General features: G+C 73.0%; 10 protein-coding genes and 1 pseudogene. All 11 read left to right on the top strand.

Annotated elements, in window-relative coordinates:
* Positions 1 to 49: 49 nt before the first annotated feature.
* On the top strand, positions 50 to 292 hold the full coding sequence (locus HZS56_RS01000) for a hypothetical protein (protein WP_216718699.1): 243 nt from the start codon (positions 50 to 52) through the stop codon (positions 290 to 292).
* A pseudogene (locus tag HZS56_RS00995) lies at positions 292 to 2,562 on the top strand (heavy metal translocating P-type ATPase); the annotation flags it as partial. The gene HZS56_RS01000 and the pseudogene HZS56_RS00995, both read left to right, overlap by 1 nt.
* A 64-nt stretch (positions 2,563 to 2,626) precedes the next feature.
* Positions 2,627 to 3,169: a copper chaperone PCu(A)C gene (locus HZS56_RS00990; protein ID WP_216718772.1), complete on the top strand. Its 543-nt coding sequence runs from the start codon at positions 2,627 to 2,629 to the stop codon at positions 3,167 to 3,169.
* A gap of 172 nt (positions 3,170 to 3,341) precedes the next feature.
* Positions 3,342 to 4,064, top strand: a complete 723-nt coding sequence (locus HZS56_RS00985) for a hypothetical protein (protein WP_216718698.1) — start codon at positions 3,342 to 3,344, stop codon at positions 4,062 to 4,064.
* 235 nt (positions 4,065 to 4,299) lie between these two features.
* Positions 4,300 to 4,902: a sigma-70 family RNA polymerase sigma factor gene (locus HZS56_RS00980; protein ID WP_216718697.1), complete on the top strand. Its 603-nt coding sequence runs from the start codon at positions 4,300 to 4,302 to the stop codon at positions 4,900 to 4,902.
* A 308-nt stretch (positions 4,903 to 5,210) separates the two neighbouring features.
* Positions 5,211 to 5,963 (top strand): aspartyl/asparaginyl beta-hydroxylase domain-containing protein, encoded by a 753-nt coding sequence (locus HZS56_RS00975; protein ID WP_216718696.1) that lies wholly within the window; start codon positions 5,211 to 5,213, stop codon positions 5,961 to 5,963.
* A gap of 330 nt (positions 5,964 to 6,293) precedes the next feature.
* A complete protein-coding gene (gene scoE, locus HZS56_RS00970; RefSeq protein ID WP_216718695.1) occupies positions 6,294 to 7,184 on the top strand; it encodes a (3R)-3-[(carboxymethyl)amino]fatty acid oxygenase/decarboxylase in 891 nt (296 codons plus the stop codon).
* Positions 7,181 to 7,801, top strand: coding sequence for a (2E)-enoyl-ACP glycyltransferase (gene scoD / locus HZS56_RS00965; protein ID WP_253913531.1), 621 nt, complete (start codon positions 7,181 to 7,183; stop codon positions 7,799 to 7,801). The genes scoE and scoD overlap by 4 nt, the downstream gene beginning before the upstream one ends.
* A 25-nt stretch (positions 7,802 to 7,826) precedes the next feature.
* Positions 7,827 to 9,410, top strand: a complete 1,584-nt coding sequence (gene scoC / locus HZS56_RS00960; RefSeq protein WP_374201046.1) for a fatty acid-ACP ligase ScoC — start codon at positions 7,827 to 7,829, stop codon at positions 9,408 to 9,410.
* A 51-nt stretch (positions 9,411 to 9,461) separates the two neighbouring features.
* Positions 9,462 to 9,719 carry a phosphopantetheine attachment domain protein gene (locus tag HZS56_RS00955; protein WP_216718694.1) on the top strand — a complete coding sequence of 86 codons (258 nt, stop codon included), beginning with the start codon at positions 9,462 to 9,464 and terminating at the stop codon, positions 9,717 to 9,719.
* Positions 9,706 to 12,389: amino acid adenylation domain-containing protein (locus HZS56_RS00950; protein ID WP_216718693.1), on the top strand; the 2,684-nt coding region annotated here is incomplete at its 3' end. The genes HZS56_RS00955 and HZS56_RS00950, both read left to right, overlap by 14 nt.

The raw sequence follows: 12,389 nt of genomic DNA, 5'->3' as shown, positions 1-12,389 counted from the left end.
GCCGCGACCTCCAGCAAAGACGAAACCGACGTGACCAGGAAGGTCCGGCATGGCCGATGTACCACTGTCACCCCGCTCCGCCGGTGTGACGGTCCCGAGACTGCTGCCCCCTCCCGCGCTCTGCGCGTTCCTGCTCCTGCTCGCGGTGCTGTTCTCGGTCTCCTACGCCGTCGGCTCGGCGTCCGGACCCGTGGCGCCCGCCACGCACGGCACCGGAACGACCGGGGGCAGCGGCGACACGCCCGGAGACGGGGAGGACATGCCGGGGATGCACCACGGGAGTGGTGGGTGATGGCGGGCGGACCGGTGGCGGGTCTCCTGGTCACGGACATCGCCGTGGGCGGGATGACCTGCGCGGCCTGTGTGCGCCGGGTCGAGAAGAGGCTCGCGAGGGTGGAGGGCGTCACGGCCACGGTCAACCTGGCCACCGGGCTCGCCCGCGTGAGCCATCCCGCCGACGTTCCGCCCGAGGATCTGGTGGCGGCGGTCGAGCAGGCCGGTTACGAGGCGGCTCTGCCCGCCCGCGAGGAGGACGGGGAGGAGACGGGCGAGAGGGCCGACGACGCGGACGGCTCCGTGGCCGGGGACCGCGGTGCGCGGGAGCGGCTCGCGGTCACCGCGCTGCTGGCCGTGCCGGTCCTCGTCCTGTCGATGGTGCCCGCCCTGCAGTTCCGCAACTGGCAGTGGCTGTGCTTCGTGCTGGCAGCCCCGGTCGCGGCATGGAGCGCCTGGCCCTTCCACCTCCGGGCACTGCGCGGACTGCGGCACTCCACGGCCACCATGGACACGCTGGTCTCCCTCGGGGTGGTGGCCTCGTTCTCCTGGTCCGTGTACGCGCTGTTCCTCGGCGGAGCCGGCGAGCCCGGCATGCGCATGGCCTTCAGCCTGGTGCCCTCCGCGTCGGAAGGCATGGCCCACCTGTACCTCGAAGCCGCCGTGAGCGTCCCGCTGTTCGTGCTGACCGGGCGGTACCTGGAGGCGCGGGCCCGGGCAGGGACCGGGGCGGCGCTGCAGTCGCTGGCCGAACTGGCGGCCAGGAAGGTGTCCGTGAAGGACGGGCGGGGCGAACGGTCGGTCCCCATCGAACAGTTGCGGCCGGGGCAGGTCTTCGTGGTGCGTCCCGGCGAACGGATCGCCACCGACGGGCGGGTGACGCAGGGCAGTTCCGCCGTCGACCTGTCCCTGGTCACCGGCGAGAGCGAACCGGTCGAGGTCGGTCCCGGCTCCGCCGTGATCGGCGGTGCGGTCAACTCCGGCGGGATGGTGCTGGTCGAGGCCACGGCGGTCGGCGCGGACACCCGGCTGGCCCGGATCACCCGCCTCGTGACGGACGCGCAGGCCGGCAAGGCGCGGGCCCAGCGGCTGGCCGACGCGGTCGCCGGAGTCTTCGTCCCCGCCGTGCTCGCCGTCGCGGTGACCGTGCTCGGGTTCTGGCTCGGCGCCGGTGCCGACCCGCAGGCCGCGCTCACCGCCTGCGTCGCCGTCCTGGTGGTGGCCTGCCCCTGCGCGCTGGGCCTGGCGACCCCGACCGCGCTGATGGCCGCCACCGGACGCGGTGCCCAACTGGGCGTACTGGTGCGCGGGCCGCAGACGCTTGAGGCCCTCCAGCACGTGGACACGGTCGTCCTGGACAAGACCGGCACGCTGACCACCGGCCGTATGACGGTGGGCAAGGTCACCACGCTGCCGGGCGGACTCGGCCAGGACGAGGTGCTGCGGCTGGCCGGGGCGGTCGAGCAGGGCTCCGAGCATCCCGTCGGCCGGGCGATCACCGCGTACGCGCGCCGCGCGGCACCCGGCGAACCGCTGCCGGACGTCACGGACTTCGGCTCGGTCCCCGGCCACGGCGTCGGCGGGCGGGTCGACGGACACGCGGTCGACGTGGGCGCACCGGACGGCAAGGTGCCGCGCGCCCTGGCCAAGGCACTCGCGGCGGCGGAGGAAACGGCACACACGCCGGTCCTGGTGCGGATCGACGGCCGGGCCAAGGCGCTGATCGCCGTCGGCGACCTCGTGCGGCCCGGGAGCTACCGTGCCGTGGACCGGCTGCGCCGGCTCGGTGTCCGCCCGGTGCTGGCCACCGGCGACCGCAGGGCACCCGCCGAAGCCGTCGCCCGGGCACTCGGCATCGAGGAGGTGCACGCCCGCTGCACTCCCGAGGCCAAGGCCGATCTCGTACGGGGGTTCCGGGAGGAGGGGGCACGGGTCGCGGTGGTCGGCGACGGCGTGAACGACGCCGCCGCGCTCGCCGCCGCCGACCTGGGCATCGCGATGGGCAGCGGTACCGACGTGGCGATCGGTGCGGCCGACCTGACCCTGGCACGCGGAGACATCGAGGCACTCGTCGACGCGGTCCGGCTGGCCCGGCGCACGCTGGGCACGATCCGGGCCAACCTGGCATGGGCGTTCGGGTACAACGCCGTCACCGTGCCGCTCGCCATGGTGGGCCTGCTCGATCCCATGGTCGCCGCGGCGGCGATGTCGGCGAGCTCCGTGCTGGTGGTGGCCAACAGCCTGCGGCTGAGGAGCTGGCAGCCGTCCGCCGCCCGAGGACGGGGACGGGGCCGGGGCCGGGCCGGGGACGGGGACAGGGGCAACGTGCCGGCGGCGGAGAGGGGAGTGGCCGATGAGGCGGTTCACCAACCCGCTGTCCTCCCTGCCCGCTCTCGACCGGCGGCGGCTGAAGGACCTGGCGCCGGCCGTCCTGGTGCCCTTCGCCGCGTGCAGCGTGGCACTGGCGGGTCTGACCACCTGGGTCGGCGCCGGCCGGGCCGGAAGCCCCGCGGAGATCCGGGTCGACGTCGGCAAGGTCCTGATGCCGTCGGACGGGGTTCCGGAGACGGCGGCGTTCTTCCGCATCACCAACGAGGGCGGCTCGCCCGACACCCTCGTCCGGGTCACGGCACGCGGTGTGCCGGGTGCCGTGACGCTGTCCCGGCACCGCATGACGCCGGGGAACGCGGCCTACCGGTCCCTCACGGACTCCGTGTCCGTCGCCGCGGGCACCCGTCTCGAGATGTCGCCGGGCGGTGTCGATCTGACGGTGCCCGTCCCGCCGGGGGAGTGGAGCCCCGGTGACCTCGTGCCGTTCACCCTGGAGTTCCGGCGCAGCGGCCGCATCGAGACCACGGCCGCCGTGGTGCAGCCGGGCTCGGTGACGTTGCCGTAGGCGGATCGAGGACCTGTGCGGCCCACCGGGTCGCATTGACCGGGTGGGCGGCCGGATGCGACCCACCCGGTCAATGTGATCCAACTCACTTGTGCGTGCCTGAGGTGGAGGGTGGGGGCGCATGCGTACCCCATGACGACGAGCGAGTTCCGGGTGCGAGGATGGGCGGACCATGACTGTCCGAGGGTGGTGCCGTGCGGCACGGGCCGGCGTGTTCGCCGTGGCCTGCGTGCTGCTCGCCGCCCTCGGTCACGTGACCATGTCCGGTACACCGGTCCCCTGGTGGGCCATGGCCGCAGGACTGACCGGGACCGGCACGGCGGGCTGGCTGCTGGCCGGCCGGGAGCGCGGCCGCGTCCTGATCGTGGCGGTCGTGACCGCCGCCCAGGCGGTGCTCCACGAGACCTTCTCCCTGGCGCAGCGCCTCACGCCCGCCCCGGTGTCCGGGCCGTCCCCCATGTCACCTGCCCACGGAGCCGACGGCATCAGCGCGCACGCGCACATGCATGCGACGGCGTCCATGGGTGCCGACTCCATGGCCGGGACCGGCATGGGGGCCGCCGCGCACGCGGCCCACACCACGGGCCACCTTCCCGTGCACGACATGTCCGCCATGAGCGGAGCGGCATCCGTCGGCATGTTCGCCGCGCACCTCCTGGCCGCGGTCGTGTGCGGCCTGTGGCTGGCCTACGGAGAGCGGGCCGTCTTCCGTGTCCTGCGGGCGGCGGCGCGCCGGCGCGCCGCCCCGTTGCGGCAGCTGCTGGCACTGCCGGCGCCGGTGTCGCGCCCGACCGTGCGCAGGCGCCGGTTCACGGCCCGGCCCGGTCCGGTGCGCCTTCTCCTGCGCTCCTGCCTCACCTTCCGGGGACCGCCACCGGGGACCGCTGTCGTCTGAGACAGCCGGAACCACCGGAGCCCGCTTTTCACTCCTGACGTCCCTGCCCGTGGACCACCACGCGCGGGTTCCCACGGCACCCGCCGCGTCCCGGCGCACCCGAGCGCCGACGCGGACGGACCGTCGCACCGGGCTCCGGGCATCGCCGTACCCCGGGTACGGAACGCACCCCATGTGCCGGTGAGCCGCGCCCTTCGGGGCCGGCGCCGGAGATACCCGAGAAGGACATCACGTGATGACCCCTGCCCTGCCCACTCAGCGGGTGGACCGTGCCGCCGCCGACGCGTCGGCGACCGCCTGGGCGCTGGCCGCCCGCGGAGGTGACCCCGACGCGGCCGACCACTTCGTCCGCGCCCTGCACGGTGACGTACTGCGCTACGTCACCTACCTCAGCGGTGACCCCCAGGCAGCCCACGATCTGACCCAGGACACCTTCACGCGGGCGTTCGGCAGCCTGCACCGCTTCGAGGGCCGCGCATCGGCCCGCACCTGGCTGCTGACGATCGCCCGCCGAGCGGTCGCGGACAGCCTGCGCCGCGCCGCGGCCCGCCCGCGGATCGCGGACGCCGTCGACTGGCAGGCCGCCGTGGAACGCGCCCAGCCGTGCGGCCTGCCGGGCTTCGAGGACGGCCTCGCCCTGCTCGACCTCCTGGAGGTTCTGTCCGACGAACGCCGGGAGGCGTTCCTGCTGACGCAGATCGTCGGACTGTCGTACGAGGAGGCGGCCGGTTTCGTCGGCTGTCCCGTCGGAACGGTCCGCTCCCGCGTGTCCCGCAGCCGGGCGATCCTCGAACGGCTGCTCCGGGAGGCCGAGGCGGAAGGCGCCTTCGCGGCCTGACGCCGGCGCCGCCCTCGTTCGGGGGAGGCGCCCGACCCCGTGTTCCGGCGGCACTGTCCCAGGAGGGGGCGGTGCCGCCGGGGCCCCTGCGTTGGTGGGGAATCGACCGCGACAGCCGTTTGTCACAGCCGTTCGCCGCAGCCGTTCGCCGCAGCCGTTCGCGGCAGTCGTCTGCCGCGGTTGTCTGTGGGAGTCGGGCGAGAAACTGACGGAAGTTCCTGGGAACCAGCGCGCCCGCGCCCTCGACTCCTGTTGCGACACCGGCCCGGCAGTCCGCCAGGGCCGTGCAGCGGCCGGGAGGGGCCTGCATGACACCCGAGACGGAGAACGCCTTCGCGGCGCTCAGGAGCGAATACGGCGCGGAATCCCTCAGACGTGTGGAAACGATGCTGCAGTCCGGGGCGGGAAACGCACGCCATCCGCTTCAACGGGGAGCCAAGTGGATTCTTCCCGGAATCTCGGAGACCCCTTGGCACGATCCCCACGGTCATCCCGAGCTGTCCCCCGTCGTGGAAGCCCTCGAAGCCGCACATCCGGCGATCAAGGAGGAGGTGACGGCGGCCTGGGCCGGCCGCCGGGAGGCGTTCTCGGAGTACGAGCACTACCTGACGCGCCAGGAGGACTGGCAGGCCCTCCACCTCTACCGTGCCGGGGCGCTGGTCGAGGAGTCGGCGGCCACCGTGCCCACGGCCTACGGGGTCCTCGACGAATTCGCCGTCAGGACGGGGAAGATATGCCCTCTTCTGGAATGCCACTTCTCGACCCTCCTGCCGGGTGCGGTCATCTCCCCGCACTGCGACCTGTGGAACTTCAGCATCAACCTGCATCTCGCGGTCGACATCCCGGACGGATGCAGTATCGCGGTGGCGGGTGAAAAGCGAACCTGGGTGGAGGGCAGATGCCTCCTCTTCGACTACTCCTTCGAACATGAAGCGCGCAATGAGGGCCACAGTCCGCGGACATGCCTTCTCGTGGACCTCTGGCATCCCGAGACCACCATTCCGGAGAGGCGGGCGCTCACCGTGCTCGTCACAGAGGTCAGGCGTCTCATGAGCCAATGATTCCTAGCGGCAACCGCCGTGAAATAGCTCGGGAACGACGCTCGTGAAGGCCAAGGCGATCATTCGGGGACGGACGCGGGAGCGGTCGTCCGGTGCGCCGGCGATCCGGACGAGCCCGGCGAACGCGACCTCGGCGTCACCTGCGGCGGCGACGAACTCCAGCCCGGCCTCGCCCCCGTCGCGATCGCCGACCTCGTCGTGTCCCGCCGTCCCACGAACGTGTGACGCCCGCCGGACCGACCCGGGCCCCGTCCCCGTCGCCGTTTCCCTCTCCCTCCCACTCCGCCAACCCGTCCCGTCACGTCCCGTCCCAGGAAAGGACCAGCGGCCATGCAGATCAAGGACCAGCCCGGTGCCCCGCTCGGCGCGATCGTCGAGGACTTCGACCACACCGGAGCCTCCGACAGCGACATCGACGCGCTGAAGCGGACCGTCTACACGAAGAAGATCGCCGTCCTGAAGGACCAGGACCTGACCCCGCAGGCCTTCCTCGCCCTCGGCAGGCGCCTCGGCCGGCCCGAGACCTACTACGAGCCGATGTACCGGCACCCCGATGTCCCGGAGGTCTTCGTCTCTTCCAACGTCCCGGAGAACGGCAGGCAGATAGGCGTGCCGAAGACGGGCAAGTTCTGGCACGCCGACTACCAGTTCATGCCCGACCCCTTCGGCATCACGCTGATCCACCCCCAGGTCGTCCCGGAGAAGAACCGCGGCACGTACTTCATCGACATGGGCCGGGCCCACGAGCGGCTGCCCGAGGAACTCAGGAAGGAGATCGCCGGTACGCGGTGCCGGCACTCCGTGCGCAAGTACTTCAAGATCCGCCCGCACGACGTCTACCGCCCGATCTCCGAGATCATCGCGGAGATCGAGACCAGGACCCCGCCCGTCGTCCGGCCCACCACCTTCACCCACCCCATGACCGGCGAGACTGTCCTCCACCTCAGCGAGGGCTTCACCGTCGGCATCGAGGACGCGGGCGGACAACCGCTGGACGAGGACCTGCTGAAGCGCCTCTTCGACGCCACCGGCCAGCTCGACGACACCTTCGAGCACGAGGGCATCCACCTTCAGGGCTTCGAGAAGGGCGACCTGCTGGTCTGGGACAACCGCAGCCTCATCCACCGCGCCCGCCACACCACGACTGCCGAACCGACCGTCTCCCACCGCGTCACCGTCCACGACGAACGCAAGCTCTACGACGGGATGCCGACCGCATGACCGCCCCCGACCGTATGACCGCTCCTGCCACCGACCGCATGACCGCCCCTCCCACCGGCGACGTGACCGCGTCCGCCACCGGCCGCGCCGACGCCCCGCCGCGGCAGCGGCCGTACCGCACCGACGAGGAACTGCTGGCCCGGGTCCTGACCCCCTACAAGCCGCACTGCAGGTATCTGCGGTCCGCCGAAGTGACGGCCCAGGCGGGGCTGTCGGCCGCGCGTTGCACCTTCGCGATCCCGGAGTCCTGCTACATCGACGACACCGGCCATCTCAACTCCGTCGAGGCCAACATCGCCTACAACCAGATGATGTACTACCTGGTCGCCAAGTCCGTTCAGGAAGGGCTGCTGACCGGCTTCGAGAACTGGACGCTCGACGACTTCTGGCGCCACCAGCTCCCGGACATCCTCATCGCCCGCTTCACCTCGCACTTCCGCCGGCCCGTCGACCCCCGTGACTTCACCGGGGAGTTGGAGTTCCGCTCCGTGGCGCGGCGCAATCCCGGCGGCGCCGCCGGCTCCTTCCTCCACGCCCGGACCGCCTTCCGCTACCAGGACGCCCACGGCGGCCGGAGCGACGGCGAGGTGACTCTCGCGTTCGTCAACATCCCCTGAAGCAGCCGCCGTTGGGAGACCGCACATGGAGATGTCCGGAGCCCCGCAGACCCGGGGCGCGAGACTCCACCACCCCGAACTGAGCACCCTGGTCCACACGGCCCGCTTCCACGCCGGCCGGCAGCCCGGGGCGATCGCCGTGATCTGCGAGGACCGCAGCCTCACGTACGCCGGACTGCACCACCGCAGCAACCGCCTCGCGCACGCCCTGACAGCCGCGGGACTCGCCGAAGGCGACCGGGTGGCCTACCTGGGCAGGGAGTCCGAGCACTACTACGAGGCACTGTTCGCCTGCGCCAAGACCGGCACCGTGCTCGTCCCGGTCAACTGGCGGCTCACCGCACCCGAGGCCGGCCACATCCTCCAGGACTCCGGCACCCGGCTGCTCCTCCTGGAGGACGCGTTCTCGCCGACCGTCGAGGGCATGGCCACCGAGCCCCCGGAGACCGTCGTCCGCCTCGGCTCCCTAGCCGCCTGGAGCAACCGGTACGACGACACGGAGCCGGAGTTCGAGGCGACCCCGGACACCCCCGTGGCCCAGCTCTACACCAGCGGAACCACCGGCCTCCCCAAAGGCGTCGTCCTCGCCCACCGCACCTTCTTCGCGATCCGCGACCGGATGGCCGCCGCGGGAATCGACTGGATCGACTGGCGGGCCGGAGACATCGCCCTGATCGGCATCCCCGGCTTCCACGTCGGCGGCCTGTGGTGGGCCACCCAGAACTTCAACGCCGGCACCACCGTGGTGGCGATGCCGGCCTTCGCCGCCCGGCAGGCCGTGCACCTCATCCGCGACCTCGGCATCACCACCGCCTGCGTGGTCCCCGCCATGCTCCGCATGATGCTCGCCGAACCCGGCGTCGGAGCCGAGGACTTCACCACCCTGCGCAAGATCGTGTACGGGGGCTCGCCGATCTCCGAAGCGCTGCTGGAGGAGAGCCTCGCCGTCGTCGGCTGCGAGTTCGCCCAGATCTACGGCCTGACCGAGACCGGCAACACGGCCGTGTGCCTCCCCCCGGCCGCCCACGTCCCCGGCAGTCCCCTCATGCAGGCCGCCGGGCGCCCCTACCCCGGCGTGCGGGCCAGGACGATCGACGCCCGGGGACGTGAACTGCCCCCGGGCGCGGTGGGGGAGGTCTGCCTGCACACGCCCGCCCGGATGGTCGAGTACTGGGGACTGCCCGACCGGACCGCCGAGACCCTCGTCGACGGCTGGATCCACACCGGAGACGCCGGCCACCTCGACGAGGACGGCTACGTCTTCATCCGCGACCGCATCAAGGACGCCATCCTCGTCGCCGGGGAGAACGTCTACCCCGCGGAGATCGAGAACAGCCTCGAGAGCCACCCGCAGGTCGCCGAGGCCGTCGTCGTCGGGGCGCCCGACGAACGCTGGGGCGAGTACGTGCACGCCTTCGTCGTCCCGGCCCCCGGACAACCGCCCACCGCCAGGGACCTGCACACCTTCCTCGTGCCGCAACTGGCGAGCTTCAAACTGCCCGCCCGCTACGAACTCATCGACGCCGTGCCGCGCAACCCCAGCGGCAAGATCCTCCGCCGGGAGCTGCGCGACCGCTTCTGGAGCGGCGCCGCGCGCAACGTCAACTGAGCAGTGCAGCAACGCCGTTCATCTCCCAGGCGACCCGAGAAGGAGCCCTTCGTGCCCGACCCCCTCACCCTGGCCGGCTTCCGCGCGGACCTGGCGGAATGCCTGTTCCGGGAACCCGGCGAAGTCGATCTGCGCGAGAGCCCGCTGGACGCGGGGCTGGACTCCCTGCGCATCGTCACCCTTCTGGAGCGGTGGCGGGAAGCCGGCGCGGACGTGACCTACCTCGACCTGGCGGAACGCACCTCCTTCGCACAGTGGTGGCAGCTGCTGTCCGAACGCGGGCGAGGAGCCGGCCGTGCGGAAGCCTGAACGCCTCCCCCTGCTGGCGGCCCAGGAGGGCATCTGGGCCGGCCAGCAGCTCGACCTCGACAGCCCGGCCTACAACACCGCCGAGTACGTGCGCATCTCCGGCCCCGTGGACACCGCCGCCTTCGACCAGGCCCTCCACCACGTCGTCGCCGAGACCGAAGCCCTCCACGTCACCTTCGCCACCGACGACAGGGGCCGGCCCCGGCAGTTCACCGCCCCGGCCGGCGACTGGCACACCCACATCGCCGACCTGACCGCCGTACCCGACCCGCGCGCCGCCGCACTGGCCTGGATGCACCAGGACATGGCCCGCCCCGTCGACCTCGCGCGCGGCCCGCTCTTCGGCCATGCCCTGCTGCGGACCGGGCCCGAGGAGTTCCTCTGGTACCACCGCGTCCACCACATAGCCCTCGACGGTTTCGGCCTGTCCCTGGTGGCACGGCGCGTCGCCCAGGTCCACACCGCTCTCACGGCCGGCGAACGCCCGCCGGACAGCGGCTTCGGCACCCTGGAGGCCGTCCTCGCCGAGGAGCGGACCTACCGGGCATCCGCCCGCCACGCCGAAGACGCGGCCTACTGGACCCACCGGTACGGCGACCGCCCCCACGTGCCCTCTCCGGCCGGCCGGTCCGCGCTGCCCGCCCGCACGTCCCACCGCCAGGTGACCGACCTGGACCAGGAGCGGGCCGACACCCTGCGCGAGGTCTCCCACGACCTGTCGGTGACCTGGTCGGACGTACTGCTCGCGGTGACCGGCGCCCACCTCCACCGGCTCACCGGGGCATCGGAGACCGTCCTGAGCCTGCCGTCGACGGGCCGCCTCGGCTCCGTCTCCCTGCGCGTGCCCGCCATGGTGCGCAACATCCTGCCCCTGCGCATACCGGCAGGACCGGGCGACAGCCTCCGCGGCCTCGCCCACCGCGTGGCGCGCGAACTGCGCGCCGGCCTCCCGCACCAGCGGTACCGCTACGAGCAACTGCGCCGCGACCTGAAGCTGGTCGGGGGAGAGCGACGGCTGTCCGGGCCCGGCGTGAACATCATGCCGTTCCGGTACGACCTGAGGTTCGCCGGATGCCCCAGCACCGTGCACAACGTGTCCGCGGGCCCCGTCGACGACCTGGCCGTCAACGTCTACGACCGGGGCGACGGCACCGGCCTGCGCGTCGCCGTCGACGCCAACCCCGACCTGTACACGGAGGCCGGGACCGCCGCGTTCCAGGAGGGCCTGCTCACGCTGCTGGAGGAGGCCCTCACCGACCCGGACCGGCCGCTCGGCGGAGCACCGGCGCGCCGGTCCGTCACCGTGCCCGTCCTGGACGGCGGTCCACTGCCCGCACCCGCCCGGCCGGTCCTGAGCCTGATCGCCGGCCACGCGGCCCGCCGAGGAGGGACCGTCGCCGTCGAGCAGGCAGGCAGCCGTCTCACCTACGCCCAACTCCACGGCGCGGCCCTGGACATGGCCCGGCGCCTGTCCGCCCGCGGCGTCGGCCGGGGCGACGTGGTGGCGGTGGCCGTGCCCCGCAGCGCCGACGCCGTCACGGCCGTCCTCGGTGTGCTGCTCTCCGGCGCCGCCTACTGCCCCCTCGACCCGAAGGCGCCGCCGGACCGTACGAGCCGCCTGCTGACCGGCACCGCTCCCGCGCTCGTCCTGACCACCGGCGACCGCGCGGCCGACTTCGCGGGCCACCGCGTACTCCTGCTGGACCTGAACGAGCCGGACCCCGGGACCGACGCCGCCGCCACCGCGCACGGACCGGCTCCCCGGCCCGCGGGCACCACGCCTGAGCCCGGCAGGCTCGAGCCCGCCACGCCCGAGCCCGGCAGGCCCGAACCCGCCACGCCCGAGCCCGGTACGCCCGAACCGGCCGATCTCGCCTACGTACTGCACACCTCGGGCTCCACCGGCCGGCCCAAGGGGGTGGCGGTCGCCCACCGCGCGCTGGCCCACTTCGTCGCGGCGGCCACGCACCGCTACGGGCTGCGTCGCGAGGACCGCGTCCTGCAGTTCGCCCCGCTGCACTTCGACACCAGCGTGGAGGAGATCTTCCTGACCCTGTGCGCCGGGGCGACCCTGGTGCTGCGGACCGACGACATGACGGAGTCGGTGCCGCGCTTCCTGGACGACTGCGCGCGGCTGCGGGTCAGCGTCCTGGACCTGCCCACGGCCTACTGGCACGAGGTCGCCCACGCCGTCTCCACCGGCATCGCGGCGCTGCCCGGGGGCGTGCGGACCGTCGTCATCGGCGGTGAGGCGGCGCTGCCCGAACGCGTCGAGCGCTGGCGCGAGGCGGTGGGCACCTCCGTCGCGCTGCTGAACACCTACGGACCGACCGAGGCCACCGTGGTCGCCACCGTCGCCGACCTGCACGACCCCGGCCTCGCCCCCGGGGACGTCCCCGTCGGGCGGCCCCTGGCCGGCACCCGGGCGGCCGTGGTCGACGGCGAGCTGTACCTGTCGGGCCCCGCCCTCGCCGAGGGTTACCGCCCCGACGTGCCGGACGGTTCGCGCTTCGCCCGGCTCGCCGCCCTCCCCGACGCACCCCGGGCCTACCGCACCGGGGACCTGGTCCGCGTCGGCGAGGACGGCCAACTGCGCTACCTCGGCAGGGCCGACACCGAGTTCAAGATCAGCGGGCACCGGGTGCAACCCGCCGAGGTCGAGACCGCCCT

This window comes from Streptomyces mayonensis (assembly GCF_018982965.1).
GTDB lineage: Bacteria > Actinomycetota > Actinomycetes > Streptomycetales > Streptomycetaceae > Streptomyces > Streptomyces mayonensis.
This window is presented reverse-complemented; position numbering and strand designations above follow the sequence as displayed.